The sequence below is a fragment of the Corynebacterium sp. MSK297 genome, assembly GCF_030232885.1.
Classification (GTDB): Bacteria; Actinomycetota; Actinomycetes; order Mycobacteriales; family Mycobacteriaceae; genus Corynebacterium.
Map to the genome: position 1 here is coordinate 64,384 of NZ_JASPGD010000010.1, position 18,754 is coordinate 83,137.

Genomic DNA, 18,754 nt, shown 5'->3' on the forward strand with positions numbered 1-18,754 from the left:
AGTCGAATTGTATTGCTTCCGAATTGTTTCGGTGATAGAACTAGCTCGACAACTACTTCAGTTCTAGCATGACATCGCCTTTGCTGATCTGGCTGCTTTCGGAGATATTCAGGCCGGTCACCGTGCCAGATTTGTGTGCCTTGACTGGGTTTTCCATTTTCATGGCCTCGAGAACGACGATGACATCACCTTCTGCGACTTCCTGACCTTCTTCCACAGCGACCTTAATGACGGTTCCCTGCATCGGCGCTGTGACTGCATCGCCCGAGACAGCGGATTTGGAACCGCCCCCACGGCGCTTTTTTGCCTTCTTCTTTGGCGCTTCGCCGCCTCCGCCGATGGTGAGCGCACCCGGCAACGCCACCTCGATGCGGCGCCCATCGATCTCGACGACGTATTTCTGCGGCGGCAGGTCTGGCTCGGCTTCTGGCTCCACGTGCTCGCCGGAAAATGCCGGGAGGTCGTTCGTCCATTCCTCTTCGATCCATTTGGTGTAGACCGCAAAGCCCTCGGTGTCGGCGGCGGCAAATGCCGGATCATCGATGATGGCGCAGTGGAAGGGGATAACCGTCGGCATGCCGTCAACCACAAACTCATCCAAGGCGCGACGTGAGCGAGCCAGTGCCTCGTCGCGGTTTTCTGCGTGCACGATGAGCTTTGCCAGCATGGAGTCGAATTGACCACCGATCACTGTGCCTTGGCGCACGCCGGAATCCACGCGGATGCCAGGGCCAGCTGGCTCGGAGTAGGTAGCGACGGTACCTGGGGCAGGCATGAAGTTCGCACCCGGGTCCTCGCCGTTGATACGGAACTCGAAAGCGTGGCCCACCGGCTGCGGATCTTCGGTAAAGCGCAACTTTTGGCCCTCGGCGATGCGGAACTGCTCGCGCACCAGGTCGATGCCGGTGGTGACTTCCGTGACCGGGTGCTCTACCTGCAAGCGGGTATTGACCTCCAGGAAGGAGATCAGCCCATCGGAGCCAACCAGGAATTCGACGGTACCGGCGCCGTAGTATCCGGCCTCGCGGCAAATGCGTTTGGAGGATTCGTGGATCTCTGCACGCTGCTTGTCAGTCAAAAATGGGGCAGGGGCTTCTTCCACCAGTTTTTGGAAACGGCGCTGCAGTGAACAGTCACGCGTGCCGACGACAACGACGTTGCCGTGCTGGTCCGCCAGCACCTGGGCTTCGACGTGGCGGGCACGGTCCAAGTAGCGTTCGACGAAGCATTCGCCGCGGCCGAAAGCTGCGGTAGCCTCGCGGGTGGCGGATTCAAACAGCTCGGCGACTTCCTCGCGCTCATAGGCAACTTTCATACCGCGACCACCGCCGCCAAAAGCCGCTTTAATCGCGATCGGCAAGCCATGCTCGTCGGCAAAAGCTTCTACCTCTGTGGCATCCGCGACGGGGTCTTTGGTACCCGGGGCCATCGGGGCATCGGCTTTTTCTGCAATGTGGCGAGCGGTGACTTTATCGCCTAAGTCCGCGATAGCTTCCGGTGATGGGCCAATCCAGATAAAACCAGCGTCAATGACTGCGCGGGCGAAATCCGCGTTTTCTGATAAGAAACCGTAGCCGGGGTGGATGGCGTCGGCGCCGGATTTTTTCGCGGCATCGAGCACTTTATCGAAGTCCAAGTAGGATTCTGCAGACGTGGAACCACCCAAGGCGAAAGCTTCGTCGGCAAGCCCAACGAATGGGGCGTTGGCGTCAGGTTCCGCATAGACCGCCACGGAACCAATTCCGGCGTCTTTGGCGGCGCGGATGATACGTACCGCGATTTCGCCGCGGTTGGCGATCAATACCTTGGTGATTTTCGTCTGTTCAGCCACGTTGGCCCTCCATAGTGCTTGATAAAAAATCGTTCTACGTTTTACGTTCCACGTTCCGCGTGCCACGTACCGCAACGCCTGATTTCGCCAACGCCTGATTTCGTCAGCGTGTGGTTTCGTCAGCGCGTGGTTTCGTCTCAGTCTATTCTTGCACACCAAAACATGAGAAAAACATCAGGTTTTGTTTTGTGTCTCAAAATGATGCCGCAATTTGTGCAAAAACAACAATTCCCAGCAATACGCACGCGGACATTCCACACAGTTACACTGCGTGGTTGCGTACTCAGCCCAGTTATGACGTGCCAGTGCCTTGGTCGATTGGCATACCGACCATATTTCCCCACTCGGACCAGCCGCCGTCGTAAATACGGGTTTTTTCATGACCAAGCAAAAACCGACCGACGAACCAGACCAGCGCCGCACGGGCCCCTACCTGCGAATACACCACGCTGTCCTCCGCAGGCCACAGCTGGTCCAATTCTTCGCGCGAACGGAACATCCCAGATGGTGTCATCAGCGATTTCCACGGCAGATGGATTGCACCAGGTACATGGCCTTGCCTGCGGGTAGTAACCGCGCCAGGGCCCGAACCCAATTCCTGCTCGGCAGCGTCCTGCTGGTTTGGCAGCCCAGAAAATTCCGCAGCGGAGCGCACGTCCACGGCAGTTAAGGCGTCGTCGTCGGCAAGCTCATCGACGAAAGCGCGCACACCGGAATCGTTTCTTTCGCACACCGGGTAATTAGATGGATGCATGACCAGCGCGGGGGTAAGTGAGGTATCGCGTTCTTCTTGCATCCAGCCTTCACGCCCGCCGTCCAAAATCCGGGTATCCGGGTGACCGAAAAGCTCAAAAACCCACATAGCGAAACACGCCCACCGGTTGCCGCGATCGCCATAAAATACCACCGTGTCCTCGCGGGAAATACCCAACCGGGACAGCAGCGCGGCAAATCCCTCACCGTCAATAACATCGAGCGTGGCGGGATCAACGAGTTCTTCTGGATTGATCCGCAGCGCGGAGGGCAAATGCCCGATGTTATACAGCACGGAATCTTCATTACACTCAATAACGTGTAATCCTTCGACTCCTAACCGCGCGGATAACCACGACGCAGACACCAGCCGCCCCGGGTCCGCATAGTCCCGAAACGACGGATGGTTATCGAAAGCAACAGCCACGGGTCAGCCTTTCAAGAGGTGGAAAGTATACTCTACAAATCTTATCGAAAACTCTCTAGGCAAGGAGCAACCATGCGTCGCGAAATCCACCAGGCGGTCGTCATTTTCGAAATCGAAGGCGGCAACGACAAAACCATTCACGGCAACCGGGTCGATACGAAGCCCATCGTCGACGCGTTGCAGGCTGCGGGCTGGCACGCGGAAGTTGTCGTGTACCGCCCGGAATGGACGGATAAGATTTTCGACTACGTGGCCGGTTCCTTCGACGCCTATATTTCGCGAGTCAATCCAGGCAATATCCCCGGCGGTGAGGGCGGATATTTTGCATTGCTGGAAAGGCTTGCCGATGCCGGGTTGGCCGCGTTTTCCCGCCCTGCAGAAATGCTTGCTTATGGTGCCAAGGATGCGCTGGTCAAGCTCAATGACACTGATCTGGTGCCTGCCGATACCGCAGCCTACTATGACGTAGCAAGCTTCCGCTCTGCGTTTCCGGTGTCGTTGGCTCGCGGCGAGCGTGTGCTCAAACAAAACCGGGGTTCGACAGGTGAAGGTATTTGGCGTGTGCAACTGGCAGATGAATCCGTACGTCCGGAACCAGGTGCCCCTATCCCGGCTGATGCGCTGGTCACGTGCACCGAAGCGGTGGATAACCATACGGAAACCCACACGTTGGATGAGTTCATGACACACTGCGAGGATTACTTGGACGGCGATAACGGCATGCTGGTAGACATGCGTTTTCTGCCGCGCATTGTGGAAGGTGAAATCAGGATTCTTCTGGTCGGCGATGCACCGGTGGCTGTGATCCACAAAAAACCGGCGGCTGGTGGAAATAATTTTTCCGCGACACTATTTTCCGGGGCGCAGTACACCCACGACACCCCGGATGCGTGGCCGGATTTGCTGGACGTATTCGAACGGTTCCGCCCGGTGATCGCTGAACGCCTCGGTGGCGAGTTGGGCGGTGCCATGCCGCTGTTGTGGACCGCCGATTTCATTCTTGCCGGTGGTGACGAGGGCGACGACGGTGCAGTGGGCATCAGCATGGAGGCCACCGGCGCGAAGAGTATCGGTGTAGAGAGTGTCGGTACAGAAAGTATCGGTGCAGAATCCGAAGGTGCGGATAAAACCCGAGACGCCTATGTGCTTGGCGAGATCAACTGCTCGTGCGTAGGCTTTAGTTCCCAGCTGGAATCTGGAATCCAAGAAAAAATCGCCGCGGAAGTGATCTCGCGGGTGCAGGCGCGGGCTTAACCCAGGAGCTTTTCGACGCTTCCTGGGTCCGCATCCGAGAGCATCTGGCGGCAACGATCGTATTCGTCGTCGTCGCCGATGGCTTTCGAAGCGAGAGCTAACACGGCGATTGCGCGGAGCACACCCTGGTTGGGCTCGTGGGAAAACGGAACCGGGCCCCAGCCTTTCCACCCGTTGGCACGCAGGCGATCTAGGCCGCGATGGTAGCCGGTGCGCGCACAAGAATAGGCAATGAGTTTTGTTTCATTGCGCGATAAGCCCTCCGCGGTGGACTGTGAGGCCCACAGCGAAGATACGGATTCTGTTTCGCTCGTATTGAGCATCTTCAGCGTTTCTTCGGCGCGAAACGCCCACACCAAAGGGCTTTCCGGGTACTTCAGGGCGGTATCTGCAGATTGCAGATCCTGGCCTTGGGCCGGATCGGCTGGCAGTTTCAGTGGTTCTGGGGCAAGCATGTCTTTCATTTCCATGCCCCATAGACTACTGGAGAATTGTGTAGCCCACTGTGTAGTTAATCCTGCAGCTTGTCCCAGAAATCGGAGACGTCAAAGCCGAAGTGATACAGTGCGCGGCGCACCACGGGTAGCGACAAACCAATGACTGACGATGGATCGCCGTCAATTCGGTCGATGAACCAGCCGCCCAGTGCTTCTAAGGTGAATGCGCCGGCGCATTTCCACGGCTCACCGGTAGCGGCATAGGATGCAATATCGGATTTGCTCGCTCGGGCGAAATCAATGCCGGTGGTGGCAGCCTCCGTGTAGATTTGTCCGGCGACAATCAGGCAGTGGCCGGTCAGTAGCTCTGCGTGGCGCCCAGCTTGTGCGTGCCAGCGTTCCACAGTGGCGTTTTCGGTATGCGGCTTGCCTTGCAACTCGCCGTCGAGAAGCAGCATGGAGTCACCACCAATGACGACATCATCGGGATAAGCGTGCGCGATCGCTTCGGCTTTTGCCTGCGCCAAGGCGGTGACGATCTCGGCGGGGGAGGCACAAGCCAGCCCGGCTTGGATCGCGGCTTCGTCCACATCGGCGGGAGCGATGAGTGGCTCCACTCCCGCGGAACGCAAAATCCCAGCGCGCGATGGCGACTGGGAAGCCAGCACAATGCGGGGTCGGTGCGAGTTAGTCGTCATGGCACTCACTAATCAAAGTGCACATTTCGGTAGGCCGAAGGGTTGTACACGGGGCGTCCGCCGAGGCTTCGCCCAGTGCCCCAGCGATTGCGTGGAGCGTGCACACCAGCGGCTTCGGCGCGGGCGCGGGCATGTAATTGCGCGACGACGACGGTCAGCGCGGTTAATTCACCCTTGCTTGGGTCGCCGTTGACGACAGAATACGATTCCACAGCGTTGATTATTCCTTCCAGCGTGATGGGATGCTGTTATCTGCAGTGTGATTATCTACAGCGTGCTTATCTACAGCGCGATATTGCCGTGCTTTTTCTGCTGCGTCATGACCACTTTGCGGCCCAGCATGCGCAGGGCTTCGACCAAGTGACCGCGGGTTTCATTTGGCGGGATGACGGCATCGACGTATCCGCGCTCCGCAGCGGCGTAGGGGTGGATGAATTTATCTTCCATTTCCTTGGCTTTGTCTTCCGTGGCGTCAGCACCAAAAATGCCGCGGGCGGTTTCTTCTGCTTCTGCTACCGCGATCTGGGCGGTCGGCCAGGCATAGACCAGGTCAGCGCCGAGATCCTTCGAGCCCATGAAAACATAGGCGGAGCCGAAGGCTTTCCGCAAGATGACGGTGATTTTCGGAACCGTGGCTTCCGCATATGCATAAGCCAGCTTTGCGCCTCGGCGCAGTAGGCCGGAGCGTTCTTCAGCGTCGCTGTGCACAAAATCTGCCGCGTCCACGAATTCAATGATCGGGGTGTTGAAGGCATCGCAGGTTCGGATAAAGCGCGCGGCCTTTTCAGCTGCCTGTGAGCTCAGCGCACCTGACTGGTGTGCGGATTGGTTGGCGATAATTCCCACGGCGCGGCCTTCGACGTGCGCGAAGGCGGTGACGATATTCGGTGCGTATTCTTCTTGCAGCTCGAAAATGCCGTCATCGGTGACGATATTAAGCACTTCGCGGACATCATAGGCGGCGAAGGCATCATCTGGAATGAGATCGTCTAATTGGTAATCAGTATCAGTGACGTTGTCTTGTACGGAGCCGACTTGGATTTCTGCTTCGGTCCGCACCGCTTCTGCCATGTTGTTTACTGGCAGGTAGTCGACGATGGTGCGTGCTAGTTCTAACGCCGCAGCGTCGGATTCGGCTCGCAGGTGGCAGGTGCCGGACTCGGTGGCATGTACCTGTGCGCTTCCCAACGCTTGTGCATCCAGGCGAGTCCCGGTGGCATGAGCGATGGCCGCTTCGCTCGCATGGTGCAGGCTGGCATCGCCATCCACCATGATCGTGATATCCGAAAAAGCTGGGCCAAATGCATGCAGCCCAGTGGTTTGTCCGGTGACTACCGAAATTTGTGGGATTACGCCCGATGCTGCGGTCATGTGCGACAAAATCTTGGAGTACATCGCCAGGGTGACAATCCCTTCGGCAAAGCGCGGGCCGGTGCCTTCGTGGATTGCGACGATTGGTTGGCCGGTTTTGGTGGCCAGTTGATAAATCTTGCAGATCTTTTCGCCGTAAACTTCACCCAGCTGCCCGGAAAAGACCGTGTTGTCTTGCGAGTATACGCAGACCCGACGGCCGCCGATGGTTCCGTAACCAGTAACTACACCGTCGGTGAGCGGCTTGTTGTGCTCGAGATCGAAATCGCTGATCCGGTGCCGCGCGAGAGCATCGGTTTCGACGAAGGAATCGGCATCGAGCAGCTGCTCTGCACGCTCGCGCGCGGTGAGCTGACCGGCCTCGTGACGCTTGTCGACGGCCTCAGCTCCAACGGGTTGCGCAGCGTTTTTTAAGCGCTGGGCTAGGTCGGCGAGCTTGCCTGCGGTGGTAGTCATATCCGGTTGGGAAGCAGTCATAATCTTCTAGTTTAGAGAACGGGTACCAAACCAGGAAATAGTACCGCGAAAATTTTAATAGATTTTGATAGAAGCGGACGTGGGGGGGGGGGAACCGGACCGGCAAGTATTTGCCGTCGTAGCGCAACAGCAGCGATTAAGCCTCCAGCGAAAACCAATAAAAACCATGCGGTGGCAGCATCACGGTCCACGGCGTAGTGCCGCATTGCGGAAAGCGCGCGCCACCGGATAATTCCACCGGCGTGCACCCGGCAAAAGCCGAAAGATCCAGGTGTGCGGCCTGCGCGGAATCTGCAAAATTAAACGCGCACAGCACAACTTCGGCAGGTTGCCTATCAATCGGTCGCTGCTTGTCGACGGCTGGCCCCGCCGCACCGTCGGCCGCACCACACGCCCGGGTAAACGCCAGAATCGCGGGATTACCACAAGCGGGAGTGCCGGTGCTGTTTTCTGCACTAGTTTCTGTAGCTACTTGTGCGACCTCGTGATAGGTTCCTTCGCCAAACGCCGGGTGTGCTTTGCGAATCTGAATCAACTCGCGGAACCAGCGCAACAACGAATTATCCAGCTGCAGCTGCGCAGCCACGTTCACTGCTTGATAACCAAAGCGCTCATTCGCGATCACCGGGCGTCGTAAAGCTTCTGGCTCTGCGGTGGAAAAACCTGCGTTGCGCTCCGACGACCATTGCATCGGGGTGCGCACGGAATCGCGATCCGGCAAATACAGATTTTCGCCCATGCCGATCTCATCGCCGTAATAAATAAACGGCGAACCCGGCATGGCCAGCAACAAGGCTTTGAATAATTCGAGCTTATTTCGGTCACCGCCCAGCAGCGGGGCCAGGCGGCGCGAAATGCCCACGTGGGCGCGCATCTGCGGATCCGGCGCATACATCTCATACATGAGTTCTCGCTCGGTGTCGTCGACCATTTCCAAGGTCAGCTCGTCGTGGTTGCGCAAAAACGTGCCCCACTGCGCGGTGGCAGGCAGAGCTGGCATCTCCGCCATGATCTCCGAAATCGGAGCGGCCACCCCACGCGCTGCAGCCTGGTAGATCCGCGGCATCAGTGGGAAGTTGAAGCACATGTGGAACTGATCGCCGTTGCCCTCGCCGAAGAAATTCACCACCTTCTCCGGCGGCTGGTTCGCTTCAGCGAGCATGATCGCTTCCGGATACTCAGCATCCAGCAGCGCACGGATGGAACGGATAAATTCGTGGGTCTCCGGCAACGACTCACCACCGACGCCATCACGCTCATACAGGTAGGGGATGGCATCCAAGCGGAAGCCGTCCAGGCCCTTGTCCATCCAGAAACGGATGATGGCATAGACCTCATCGTGCACCGCGGGGCAGTCGTAGTTGAGGTCTGGCTGGTGGGAATAAAAACGGTGAAAATAATACTGCCCGCGCACCTCGTCATAGGCCCAGTTGGAGGTTTCTACGTCAGTGAAAATCACGCGGATTTCCGGGTAGCGGTTCGGATCATCACCCCAGACGTAATAATCCCCATAGGGCCCTGTTGGGTCCGTGCGGGATTGCTGGAACCAATAGTGATCACTCGAGGTGTGGTTGAGCGCCAGGTCAGTGATGATTTTCATGCCGCGCTTGTGCGCCTTGTCCAGCAGTTCTTCCAGGTCTGCCATGGTGCCGTAGGCAGGAAGGATCGATCGGTAATCGGCGACGTCGTAGCCGTCGTCACGCAGAGGCGAATGGAAAAACGGTGGGAGCCAAATACAATCCACGCCCAACCACTGCAAATAATCCAGCTTGGCAGTGACCCCGCTGATGGTTCCGGTGCCGCGGCCTGCTGCATCATAGAAAGCCGGTACCAAAGCTTGATAGAAAATCGCGTTTTTGTACCACATGGTGTCGATACTCCTTGCAGTAGTGGGGGAATATGGCCGGGTAGTAGCAGGGTAGTGGTCGGGATTGGGATTATGGTCTAGCGCGCCAGACAAAGACGCAGAGAATGAGCATGCCAGCAAACACGAGCGCTGGCAGCACCCCCGGCTCATCCTGAAACACGTTCCACACGGCTTGAACGCCGGCTAGCACGGTGAAAAACCCGACGAAGCCGGCGATGGTCTGCCACACGAGATTATCCCGCTGACTGTAGTGCTCCGGGGGCCGACCGTCTCGCATAAAGCTTAAGCTTTCACGCCGCCAGCAGTCAGACCGGAGACGATGCGGTGCTGGAATACCAACACCATGACGATCAACGGAATGGTGACCAAAGCTCCCGCAGCCATGGTGGCGGCATACGGGTATTCGAACGCCGACGGGCCGGAAAAACGGGCAATGGCGACGGTCACCGGCTCGGTTGCTCGGTTGGACAGCTGGCGTGCCAGCATGAACTCATTCCACGTGGTGATAAACGCGATGATCGCAGTGGTAAACAACGCTGGGGCCGCCAGCGGCAGCAAAACCAACCGGAAGGCTTGCCCGCGTGATGCGCCGTCGACGCGCGCGGCTTCTTCCAATTCCCACGGCAGTTGCCGGAAAAACGACACCAGGGTGTACACGGTCAGTGGGAGGGCGAAAGAAATATTTGGGATGATCATCGCCCGGTAGGTGCCGATCCATTCTAGGTCACCGAAAAGCTGAAATAGTGGGGTAACCAGAGCGATCGCCGGGAACATGGACGCAGCCAGGATCAAGCCAGTGATAAATCCTTTGCCCGGAAACTCCAGGCGCGCAATGGCATAGGCAGTAAACACGCCGACAGCGACAGCCAGGCCGGTCGTCGCCAAGGAAATCAACAGCGAGTTAAAAATCGCGCCCACAAAGTCGTTGCCCTTGTCCGTCGCCAAGGCATCGGCGAAGTTATCCAGGGTGACGTGCGTAGGCCACGGGGTGGTATCGAAGGTGTGGTCAGAATCGCGCAGTGCGGTGACCACCATCCAATAAAACGGCGCCAAGCCCCAGAAGATGATGAACGCCAGGCCCAGGTAGTGCCAAAGCTGCGCAGGCCGACGGCCTGAGCGCGTGCGTGGAGCTGCCGTAGTGTGCGTCGTGCTCATTTAGGACACCTCCTGCGGTGTTGTACTGCGCTTGCTGCCGGACACATTCGCACCCAAAAAGCGGATCATGAAAAACGCCACGGCGAAGATCAGCAGGAAGATCAGTGTGGAAAGGGCAGAAGCGGAATTGAAATTGCCCTGCCGCATATCTTCGACGACCAACTGTGAGATCACCGCTGTCGGTGAGTTGGAAGATCCAGAAATCATGATCACCGGCAAGTCATACATGCGCAGCGCATCGAGGGTGCGGAACAAGATCGCCACCATTAACGCCGGTTTGACCAGCGGCAACGTGATACGGACAAAGCGCTGGATGCGGCTTGCGCCGTCCACCTTGGCGGCATCGTAGACTTCCTCCGGGATCATCTGTAAGCCAGCGAGGATCAGCAAAGCCATAAACGGCGAAGTTTTCCACACATCGGCGATGATCACCGCAAATCGCGCAGCCCACGGGTCTGTGGTCCAGTGAATATTGGCGTCCAGCAGCGAGTTCACGATGCCGTGATCGGCAAACATGAACTGCCACAGCTTGGCCGTCACCGCCGTCGGAATCGCCCACGGGATCAGCACCGCAGCGCGCACCAGACCGCGGCCACGGTATTTCCCATTCATGATTAACGCCATGGCCATACCCAGAATGATTTCCAGGCCGACGGTCACGACGGTGAAAAACAGCGTGATGCCCACCGCCGGCCAGAAATCCGTCGCCAGAGAGCCCGGCGGGCAGGTGATCGCGGTGCCATCAGAGCCCATGCACCGGCTGTTGACCCAATACAGATAATTATCCAGGCCGACAAAACCGCCTTCGGTAAACAACCCCGTTTCGGGGTCGAGTTGGCGGTTTCCTTGAAACGACAAGAAGATCGCACGCACCACCGGATAACCAATCACGATGGCGAGCACGATCAACGCTGGGGCAATGAGCCAACCAGCCTGCCGAAGTTGTGAACTCCAGGTAGTGCGTGCAGGCATATTAGTTAGAGGCAGCCTCGATAGCTTTCTTCATGTCCGCAACAGCCTCATCGACTGGCTTGTCGCCCTGCAATGCCGCATATGCGTTGTCCTGGATGGCCTTCGAGATCGCCTCGTAGAATGGTGAGACCGGACGTGGAGCGGCGTTTTCCAGGGATTCTTTCAGTGCTGGCAGGTACGGGAACTGCTCGATCAAGGATTCATCTTCGTAGATGGACGCCAGTACTGGTGGGAAGGAGTTTTCCGCGAACGAGGTCTGGTTTTCCTCGTTGATGATGAACTTCATGAAGTCCAGCGCAGTTTTCTTGTGCTCAGAATTGACGTTGATGCCGTTGTTGTAACCACCCAGGGTGGAGACTCCGACGCCATCCTTGCCGACGAGCGGGGAGACCTCGAACTTGCCAGAAGTTGCGTCTGCTTCTTCAGCGTTGGTGTACATATATGGCCAGTTGATGGCATAGGCGGTTTCGCCGCCGGTGAATGCCAGGTTGGTTTCTTCTTCGGTAGCAGACAGTGACGACGAGGAGATGGTGCCGTCTTCGAAGGCATCAACCAGTGCTTGCAGGCCAGCTTCGGCTTCGGCGCTATCTACGGTGACTTCGTCGCCGTCCAGCACGGAACCGCCCCAGCCTTCGATAAAGCCAATGGTGTTGACGGTCAAGCCCTCGTACTGCTTCAACTGCAGAGTCAGGCACTCGACGGCGTCATCCAGATCTGCACAGGACTGTGCCAGGTCATCGAAGTTTTCCGGCGCGGAATCAACCAATTCGGTGTTGCGGAACAATAGCTGGCCGTTGGTGTTTTGCGGCAATGCGTACAGGGTGTCGCGGTAGGTCGCGGATTCCACGGTGGCATCCAGCAGGTCCGAGGTATCAACTTCGTAGTCGCCCTCGAGTGGCTCCAGCCACTGGTTTGCTGCGAAATCGGCAGTCCAAACGACGTCCAGTGCCATAACGTCATAGTCCGAGTTACCGGCCTGCAGCGATTGCACGAGGGTTTCGCGCTGGTCATTGGCCTCGCCTGCGAGCTCTTCGAGCGTGACTTGCTCGTCGGGGTGCTCTTCGTTCCACTTTTCGATAATCGGGGTGATCTTATCGGTGTCGTTTCGGCCCATGGCGAAGGTGATCGGGCCGCGGCCTTCTTCACTCGAACTGGATTTCTCGGCGGTGGATTCTGCCGAATCTGCCGAGGAATCAGAGCCAGAACCAGCGCTGTCTGCTGAATCTTCCGAAGAACAGGCGGCAAGTACCAGGGAGGAAGCAAAGACGGTGGCAGCAACTTTGCCGGTGCGTCCGGTGGCCAGGGAACGCATGGACGGCAGAGTCCTGGTCTTGAGTGGCTTGGAGATCATGGGCGAGGCACCTTTCTGGTCGGGAGTGTGTGACTTGCTGCGCGAATCACTTGCGAGTGGCGGTGTGCACACAGGTGTTGTCTAACTTTAAAATGAATCCACAGTATTGCGCGCTGAAATCTGGAAATTCACCCCCAATATAGGGAACGTTGGAGGTGGAAATTACTCGTTGTGTCCGCTGTCGTTGTGAGTACTGGCAGAGTTTCCGCTGACAGCACGGCCGGTTTCGGTATCGAAACGGTGGGCACTGGCAGGATCGAAAGACAACGTCACTGTCTGGCCACGCCGGGGGTGCGTATCGGCGTGCCAGCGAGCCACGAAGCGGTGGGGATTGCCGACGAGGTAAATATAGGATTCCGCGCCTAGTTCTTCGACAATGTCGATGGTTCCGCGCACCGTGGCGTGGGAGGCGGGAATTGCGGGGGTGTTCGAGGCTCCAGAGGGTTGCTGGCTGGTGTCGTCGACAGGGTCGATGTGGACCTGCATATGCTCGGGGCGTACGCCAAAATGAATGTCAGCAGCATCCGCATCGTCGTCGGCAAGCACAGTGCTGGCCGGGAAGATATTCATCGCTGGGGAACCGATGAAACCGGCGACAAACTCGTTGGCTGGGTGGTCATAAAGCTCACGTGGCGGGGCAACTTGCTGCAACAGGCCATCTTTGAGCACCGCTACGCGATCACCCATGGTCATTGCTTCGACCTGGTCGTGGGTGACATATACCGTCGTGGTGCCCAGACGCTGTTGTAATACGGCCAGCTCGGAACGCGTTTGCACGCGCAGTTTCGCATCCAGGTTGGACAGCGGCTCGTCCATCAAGAATGCTTGCGGTTCGCGCACGATCGCCCGTCCCATGGCCACGCGCTGACGCTGACCACCGGAAAGTTCTTTCGGTTTGCGCTTGAGAAACTCCGTCAGCCCCAGGGTTTCCGCGGCTGCTGCAACCTTTTTCGCGATCTCAGCTTTGGGCACTTTCGCAAGTTTCAACGCGAAACCCATGTTCTGCTCGACGGTCAGGTGCGGGTACAACGCATAGTTTTGGAATACCATCGCGATATCACGCTCACCCGGTTCGGTACCGGTGACGTCTTTGTCTCCGATGAAAATGTGTCCGGAGCTGATATCTTCCAGCCCGGCGAGTGCGCGCAGCGTAGTGGACTTGCCGCAACCAGAGGGGCCGACCAGCACCAAGAATTCGCCGTCGGCAATCTCAAGATCCAGCTCGGACACCGACGGTGCCGCCGCGCCGGGATACTGAATAGTGACCGACTCAAACCTGACTTTTGCCATGCAAGCAATGTAGCACCAGTAGAATATCGAGCATGAGTTTTGATGCCCACCAGCTTGCCGACGCCCTGGATTTCGCGACTGTCTCCTATGCGGAATCCACGGAATCGACGAATACCGATGTGCTTGCCGACGTCGACGCTGGGCCGTGGACCGTGCGCATCACCACGAACCAAACCGCGGGCAAAGGTCGTCTGGGTCGCGTGTGGGAAGCCCCAGCCGGGGCGAATCTGGCGATGTCGGTGCTGCTGACGCCTATTTCGCTGGACCGCATCGGCACGATCCCGCTGGCTGCCGGGCTAGCAGTCGCGGATGCGATTAGCGAAACCCGCCTGAAATGGCCCAATGATGTGCTGTTGAGGGAGAAAAAGCTATGCGGAATTTTGGCGGAAGCTGACGCATCGCCGGCAGCTCGCGTGGTCGTTGGTTGGGGCATCAACGTGGCCTTAAACGAGGAGCAATTGCCTGTTCCGCATGCCACCAGTTTGCAGATTGCCGGAAAAACGACAGACCACACCCAGATCGCGGCAGATGTGTTGCGCAACTTCCACGAGCGCATGCAGCAATGGCAGGATCACGACCCGCAGTTGATGGATGACTACCGCGCGGCCTGTGCCTCAATTGGAGTGCGGGTGCGCCTGCAAACCCATTCGGAAGCCATCGAAGGCACCGTCGATACTGTTACCGATGATGGGCGCATCAGTATTGACGGCAAGGCGTTTTCTGCTGGCGACGTTTCCCATGTGCGTCGACAAGATGGGAACTATAGCTAATGGCGGGCATGGGCACTGGTGGTGGCCGCGGGCTGGCGATCAAATCAGACGAGCAGGTATTGGTGGATATGACTGCACCAACCAGCGCGCTGGTCTTTCCGTTTTTGGAAGTAATACTGGTTACCGGGGTGGCTTGGATGGGCATTGGTTGGCTGGATAACCCGCATAACCTGCCGGAACTTGCTACTAGTGTGTTTGCTCCCGTGCTGCTGCACAACAGTGTGGTGACGGTGTGGTTGGTTTTGGTGGTATGGCGATTTGTGTTGCCGTTGCTGCGCAGTCGCAAGCAGCGTTTTATCGTGACTAACCAGAGGATTCTCGCCCGCCCGGCCAAGCTGACAGCGAAGGTCGATTCCATTCCTTTAGGGCAGGTGTTGGATGTGGCCCGGCGTCGCAAAGGGATTTCTTTGGCGGTGCGTGGGTTTTCGTATCCGCTGTATTTCGGTGGAGTTCCGAAGTCGAAAAAAGTAGTCGGGAAAATCCACAACGCTTTGCATCCGAGCCCATATTTTTAACTCGCAGCGTGCAGCAGCCTGAAACAGCGATGGTTTCCGGCTTAGTGCGAGCCCGGTTACAATGAGTTTTTGTGACTAAGCCATCTGAGACTAAGCCGTCCGAGACATCTGAGACAGAACAATCCAACTCCGCTGCAGTTGCACGCCCGGCGCCGACTCCTGCTGCTGATCTTCCGGTAGTCGCAGTCGTCGGCGATGGGCAGTTGGCACGCATGATGGCCCCGGCGGCCAGCGAATTGGGGCAATCGCTGCGCGTTTTGGCTGGCAAGCCGGATTCTTCGGCGGCCCAGGTTACCAGTGATGTGTACATCGGCGATTACCGTAATCTGGATGATTTACGTGCTGTTGCCGCTGGTGCTGATGCCGTCACCTTTGATCATGAGCACGTGCCGCTAGAGCACCTACGCACCCTCCAAGCGGAAGGTGTGAACATTCAGCCAGGCCCTGATGCTTTGGAAAACGCGCAGGACAAACTGGTGATGCGCCGCAATCTGGATAGCCTCGGTGTGCCGGTGCCAGCATTTGCACCGATCACCGATTCTGCGACCGCCCGTGCGTTCTGGGAGGAGCACGACGGTAAGGTCTGCTTGAAAGCCTGCCGTGGCGGATACGACGGCAAAGGGGTCTGGTTCCCGGAATCGATGGCACACTTGGACGCTCTTGTCGACGAACTACTGGCAGAAAACGTCGAATTACTGGCAGAAACCAAGGTGGATTTTGTCAGTGAGCTTTCAGCAATGGTTGCGCGTGCGCCATCTGGCCAGCTGCAGACCTGGCCAGTGGTGGAATCGGTTCAGGCCGGGGGAGTGTGCGCCGAAGCCGTTGCCCCCGCGCCGGGGCTGCCGGAATCTCTGCGCACTGAAGCCGAACAACTGGCTGTGACCGTTGCCGAGCACCTGGATGTAACCGGTGTTTTGGCAGTCGAATTGTTCCATTATGTTGATGAATCAGGTACCGACCGGTTGAGCGTCAACGAGTTGGCGATGCGTCCGCACAACACGGGGCACTGGAGCCAAGATGGGTGCGTGACGTCGCAGTTTGAGCAGCACTTGCGGGCGGTGCTGGACTATCCGCTTGGTGCTGCGGAGACTACGGAGCCGGTGACCGTGATGGCGAATGTCCTGGGCGGCGAGGCTGATCCGGAGATGCCGATGCGCGAACGTGTGCGTGCAGTCTGGCAGCGTTTCCCGCAGGCTAAGGTGCATTTGTATGGCAAGGATTACCGTCCGGGCCGCAAGATGGGGCACGTGAACATTAGCGGAGGGGCTGACGTTGCGGAAGTACGTCGGCAAGCCAGATTGACCGCGAATTTCGTGGTTAATGCCTGGTGGGACGATGGCTACACCGGCTAGGCTGAATACAGCCAACAGAAACCGCGTACGAAAATGCTGCTTGCCAGCACAACGAGCATGAGCACAATGCGCATGGACGCAACGAGTATGAGTACCACGCGCATAAGCACAATGCCCAAGAGAACAACGAGCATGAGGAGTAATCGGAGATGAGCCAGGAAACCACACAGAATACCCCCGCGATTGGGCTGATCATGGGCTCGGATTCTGATTGGGACACCGTCAAGCCTGCCGTAGAAGTATTCGCGGAATTCGGGGTGCCATTTGAAGTCGGCGTGGTTTCGGCTCACCGGACCCCGGAAAAGATGTTGGAGTATGCGAAACAAGCACACCAACGGGGTGTGAAGTGCATCCTGGCGTGCGCAGGCGGTGCCGCTCATTTGCCGGGCATGGTGGCCGCGGCCACTCCGCTTCCCGTGATCGGGATTCCTCGGGCACTAAAAAACCTGGATGGGCTGGACTCTTTGCTGTCTATCGTGCAGATGCCAGCGGGAGTGCCGGTGGCTACGGTCTCGATTGATGGGGCGAAAAACGCCGGGCTTTTGGCAGTGCGTATTTTGTCGGCGGGGCAGCCAGAGCTGGTCGACGCCATGGTGAAATATCAGGAGTCCATGGCCGAGGACGTCGAAAACAAAGATCAGCGTTTGCGCGAGAAACTCGAAAGCATGGCCGAAAAAGAAGCCTAGACGGGCTGAGGCTGCGCGATAGAGTACACGGGATCCTGCAGCGGCCATAGCACCCTGAATAAAAATCCCCGGAAAATTGTCTGTGAACTGACAGTGCGCGTGTGATCCGTCATACTGTCGGAATGAAAACCTCCGAGGATCGTTCCGCGAAGCTTGCCGTTACCGTGTTCCCCATCGCCATTCTGGTGGGGATCACGATTGCGTATTTCTTTCCGGCACCGTTTCTGCCGCTCGCGGATTACATCACGTATTTCCTGATGCTGATTCTCTTCGCGATGGGGTTGACACTCACCATCCCGGATTTTCAGGAAATCGCCCGCCGCCCGTGGCCCATCTTTCTTGGCGTGATCGGGCAGTTCGTGATTATGCCGTTGTTTGCGGTGGGCGTCGCCAAGCTTTTTGGTCTGGATTCCGCACTCGCCGTGGGCCTGCTGATGCTCGGCTCGGTTTCTGGTGGAACCGCCTCGAATGTGATCGCGTACCTGGCGCGGGGAGACGTTGTACTGTCGGTGGCGATGACCTCAGTATCCACGCTGGTCTCACCGATTGTGACCCCACTGCTCATGCTGGCCTTAGCCGGGGAGGACATTGCTGTTGATGGTGCCGGAATGGCCCAAACCTTGGTACAAACCGTGTTGCTTCCGGTGCTGGGTGGCTTGGTGCTGCGCTATTTCTTCGACAGCTTTATCGCCCGGATTACTCCGATCCTGCCGTGGGTCTCCATCGTCGGTATCTGCTCGGTGATGTTTCCTATGGTGGCAGGTGCGGGCGAGCGTTTGGCACAAGTCGGGTTTGTTCTGGTGATCGCCGTATTGCTGCATAATGTCATCGGGTATGTGCTGGGATATCTTGGTGGCAAACTAATGGGCATGCCGCAGTCGTATAACCGCACCGTCGCCATTGAAATCGGTAGCCAGCAATCAGGTTTGGCCTCGGCGATGTCGGCAAAATTTTTCAGTCCAGAAGCCGCACTACCGGGCGTGGTGGCTGCAATTGTCCACAACATCACCGGCGCAGTCTTTGCTACCATCGTTCGCCGGACGAGCAGCGATGTTGCACGACCTACTCAACCCGCTCGTTAATAATAAAATTTCAGAAAATGACCACCGACCGTGACAATGAGAGCCTCTGAGGACCGCTCCGCTGCCACGAAGAAAGTCTGCGGATAGAATATAGGTATGTCCACTTTCATCATAGTTTTCCTCGCTATATACTCGCTGACCATATCATTTATGTTCTTGAAGCAAAGTAAGGAGCTTAAAAAGAAACGCGAAAAATAGCTCTCAACAAAGCCCGCCAGGAAACGCACTTCCGGGCGGGCCTTCTTAAGCGAACGACTTCCACTCATAGAGTAAGGGTTAAGTAGCAAAGGGGATACGGACGAAATCTTGGAGGATTTTCCGCATGACTAATCCGGCATGTCTTTTGATGCCGTTACAGCCGGACTGTCGCTGAACTCGACAATGAGCGTTGAGGTTACCCTCGTTTAGTGGACACCCGATTAATGCGGATCTTGTGTCCGTAAGAGAGGATGCTCATTGTGAGTCA

General features: G+C 57.4%; 20 protein-coding genes. 6 read left to right on the forward strand and 14 right to left on the reverse strand.

Annotated elements, in window-relative coordinates; all coding sequences use genetic code 11:
- Positions 1-52: 52 nt before the first annotated feature.
- Both QP888_RS09445 and QP888_RS09450 read right to left on the reverse strand, forming a co-directional pair.
- Positions 53-1,831, reverse strand: a complete 1,779-nt coding sequence (locus QP888_RS09445; protein ID WP_284813311.1) for an acetyl/propionyl/methylcrotonyl-CoA carboxylase subunit alpha — start codon at positions 1,829-1,831, stop codon at positions 53-55.
- Between the two features lie 292 nt (positions 1,832-2,123).
- Entirely contained in the window at positions 2,124-3,011 is an 888-nt protein-coding gene (locus QP888_RS09450) for a sulfurtransferase (protein WP_284813313.1), read from the reverse strand.
- An 84-nt stretch (positions 3,012-3,095) separates the two neighbouring features.
- On the opposite strand from QP888_RS09450, the gene QP888_RS09455 reads away from it, so the two are divergent.
- Complete coding sequence (locus QP888_RS09455; protein ID WP_284813337.1) at positions 3,096-4,265, forward strand: Cj0069 family protein; 1,170 nt, start codon at positions 3,096-3,098, stop codon at positions 4,263-4,265.
- Here QP888_RS09455 and QP888_RS09460 read toward each other — a convergent pair.
- The 10 genes from QP888_RS09460 to QP888_RS09505 all read right to left on the reverse strand — a co-directional run bounded on the left by QP888_RS09460 (position 4,262) and on the right by QP888_RS09505 (position 13,883).
- Positions 4,262-4,735, reverse strand: a complete 474-nt coding sequence (locus QP888_RS09460) for a DUF3151 domain-containing protein (RefSeq protein WP_284813314.1) — start codon at positions 4,733-4,735, stop codon at positions 4,262-4,264. The genes QP888_RS09455 and QP888_RS09460 overlap by 4 nt on opposite strands.
- A 41-nt stretch (positions 4,736-4,776) precedes the next feature.
- Positions 4,777-5,400, reverse strand: a complete 624-nt coding sequence (locus QP888_RS09465) for a Maf family protein (RefSeq protein ID WP_284813315.1) — start codon at positions 5,398-5,400, stop codon at positions 4,777-4,779.
- An 8-nt stretch (positions 5,401-5,408) separates the two neighbouring features.
- Positions 5,409-5,612, reverse strand: coding sequence for an acyl-CoA carboxylase subunit epsilon (locus QP888_RS09470; RefSeq protein WP_049148798.1), 204 nt, complete (start codon positions 5,610-5,612; stop codon positions 5,409-5,411).
- Between the two features lie 70 nt (positions 5,613-5,682).
- Positions 5,683-7,248, reverse strand: a complete 1,566-nt coding sequence (locus QP888_RS09475) for an acyl-CoA carboxylase subunit beta (protein ID WP_284813317.1) — start codon at positions 7,246-7,248, stop codon at positions 5,683-5,685.
- Between the two features lie 136 nt (positions 7,249-7,384).
- Positions 7,385-9,115: a maltose alpha-D-glucosyltransferase gene (gene treS / locus QP888_RS09480; RefSeq protein ID WP_350338242.1), complete on the reverse strand. Its 1,731-nt coding sequence runs from the start codon at positions 9,113-9,115 to the stop codon at positions 7,385-7,387.
- Between the two features lie 70 nt (positions 9,116-9,185).
- A complete protein-coding gene (locus tag QP888_RS09485) occupies positions 9,186-9,344 on the reverse strand; it encodes a hypothetical protein (protein WP_284813318.1) in 159 nt (52 codons plus the stop codon).
- Positions 9,345-9,397: 53 nt separating this feature from the next.
- Positions 9,398-10,270 carry a carbohydrate ABC transporter permease gene (locus tag QP888_RS09490; RefSeq protein WP_284813319.1) on the reverse strand — a complete coding sequence of 291 codons (873 nt, stop codon included), beginning with the start codon at positions 10,268-10,270 and terminating at the stop codon, positions 9,398-9,400.
- Positions 10,271-11,242: a carbohydrate ABC transporter permease gene (locus QP888_RS09495; protein ID WP_284813320.1), complete on the reverse strand. Its 972-nt coding sequence runs from the start codon at positions 11,240-11,242 to the stop codon at positions 10,271-10,273.
- Position 11,243: 1 nt separating this feature from the next.
- Positions 11,244-12,554 (reverse strand): ABC transporter substrate-binding protein, encoded by a 1,311-nt coding sequence (locus QP888_RS09500; RefSeq protein ID WP_284813338.1) that lies wholly within the window; start codon positions 12,552-12,554, stop codon positions 11,244-11,246.
- A gap of 201 nt (positions 12,555-12,755) precedes the next feature.
- Positions 12,756-13,883: an ABC transporter ATP-binding protein gene (locus tag QP888_RS09505; RefSeq protein WP_284813321.1), complete on the reverse strand. Its 1,128-nt coding sequence runs from the start codon at positions 13,881-13,883 to the stop codon at positions 12,756-12,758.
- 32 nt (positions 13,884-13,915) lie between these two features.
- On the opposite strand from QP888_RS09505, the gene QP888_RS09510 reads away from it, so the two are divergent.
- From QP888_RS09510 to QP888_RS09520, 3 genes are all read left to right on the forward strand, one after another.
- The gene (locus QP888_RS09510) at positions 13,916-14,653 is read left to right on the forward strand and encodes a biotin--[acetyl-CoA-carboxylase] ligase (protein ID WP_284813322.1); all 738 of its coding nucleotides are present in this window, start codon (positions 13,916-13,918) and stop codon (positions 14,651-14,653) included.
- Entirely contained in the window at positions 14,653-15,168 is a 516-nt protein-coding gene (locus QP888_RS09515) for a hypothetical protein (protein ID WP_284813323.1), read from the forward strand. The genes QP888_RS09510 and QP888_RS09515 overlap by 1 nt, the downstream gene beginning before the upstream one ends.
- Positions 15,169-15,239: 71 nt before the next feature.
- A complete protein-coding gene (locus QP888_RS09520) occupies positions 15,240-16,520 on the forward strand; it encodes a 5-(carboxyamino)imidazole ribonucleotide synthase (RefSeq protein ID WP_284813324.1) in 1,281 nt (426 codons plus the stop codon).
- On the opposite strand, the gene QP888_RS09525 is transcribed toward QP888_RS09520, so the two are convergent.
- Entirely contained in the window at positions 16,517-16,654 is a 138-nt protein-coding gene (locus tag QP888_RS09525; protein ID WP_284813325.1) for a hypothetical protein, read from the reverse strand. The two genes, QP888_RS09520 and QP888_RS09525, sit on opposite strands and share 4 nt — an antisense overlap.
- Positions 16,655-16,669: 15 nt before the next feature.
- Here QP888_RS09525 and purE point away from each other — a divergent pair, with 15 nt between their 5' ends.
- On the forward strand, positions 16,670-17,206 hold the full coding sequence (purE, locus tag QP888_RS09530) for a 5-(carboxyamino)imidazole ribonucleotide mutase (RefSeq protein ID WP_284813327.1): 537 nt from the start codon (positions 16,670-16,672) through the stop codon (positions 17,204-17,206).
- Positions 17,207-17,328: 122 nt separating this feature from the next.
- Positions 17,329-18,288 carry a bile acid:sodium symporter family protein gene (locus QP888_RS09535; RefSeq protein WP_284813328.1) on the forward strand — a complete coding sequence of 320 codons (960 nt, stop codon included), beginning with the start codon at positions 17,329-17,331 and terminating at the stop codon, positions 18,286-18,288.
- On the opposite strand, the gene QP888_RS09540 is transcribed toward QP888_RS09535, so the two are convergent.
- On the reverse strand, positions 18,285-18,554 hold the full coding sequence (locus QP888_RS09540) for a hypothetical protein (RefSeq protein ID WP_284813329.1): 270 nt from the start codon (positions 18,552-18,554) through the stop codon (positions 18,285-18,287). The two genes, QP888_RS09535 and QP888_RS09540, sit on opposite strands and share 4 nt — an antisense overlap.
- Between the last annotated feature and the right edge of the window lie 200 nt (positions 18,555-18,754).

Excerpts from the sequence above, each read along its gene's own strand:
- QP888_RS09460 (WP_284813314.1), bottom strand. The coding sequence starts at position 4,735 with ATGGAAATGAAAGACATGCTTGCCCCAGAACCACTGAAACTGCCAGCC.
- QP888_RS09465 (WP_284813315.1), bottom strand. The coding sequence starts at position 5,400 with ATGACGACTAACTCGCACCGACCCCGCATTGTGCTGGCTTCCCAGTCG.
- QP888_RS09475 (WP_284813317.1), bottom strand. The coding sequence starts at position 7,248 with ATGACTGCTTCCCAACCGGATATGACTACCACCGCAGGCAAGCTCGCC.
- treS (WP_350338242.1), bottom strand. The coding sequence starts at position 9,115 with ATGTGGTACAAAAACGCGATTTTCTATCAAGCTTTGGTACCGGCTTTC.
- QP888_RS09490 (WP_284813319.1), bottom strand. The coding sequence starts at position 10,270 with ATGAGCACGACGCACACTACGGCAGCTCCACGCACGCGCTCAGGCCGT.
- QP888_RS09495 (WP_284813320.1), bottom strand. The coding sequence starts at position 11,242 with ATGCCTGCACGCACTACCTGGAGTTCACAACTTCGGCAGGCTGGTTGG.
- QP888_RS09500 (WP_284813338.1), bottom strand. The coding sequence starts at position 12,554 with ATGCGTTCCCTGGCCACCGGACGCACCGGCAAAGTTGCTGCCACCGTC.
- QP888_RS09505 (WP_284813321.1), bottom strand. The coding sequence starts at position 13,883 with ATGGCAAAAGTCAGGTTTGAGTCGGTCACTATTCAGTATCCCGGCGCG.
- QP888_RS09510 (WP_284813322.1), top strand. The coding sequence starts at position 13,916 with ATGAGTTTTGATGCCCACCAGCTTGCCGACGCCCTGGATTTCGCGACT.
- QP888_RS09515 (WP_284813323.1), top strand. The coding sequence starts at position 14,653 with ATGGCGGGCATGGGCACTGGTGGTGGCCGCGGGCTGGCGATCAAATCA.
- QP888_RS09525 (WP_284813325.1), bottom strand. The coding sequence starts at position 16,654 with ATGCTCGTTGTTCTCTTGGGCATTGTGCTTATGCGCGTGGTACTCATA.
- purE (WP_284813327.1), top strand. The coding sequence starts at position 16,670 with ATGAGCCAGGAAACCACACAGAATACCCCCGCGATTGGGCTGATCATG.
- QP888_RS09535 (WP_284813328.1), top strand. The coding sequence starts at position 17,329 with ATGAAAACCTCCGAGGATCGTTCCGCGAAGCTTGCCGTTACCGTGTTC.
- QP888_RS09540 (WP_284813329.1), bottom strand. The coding sequence starts at position 18,554 with ATGAGTGGAAGTCGTTCGCTTAAGAAGGCCCGCCCGGAAGTGCGTTTC.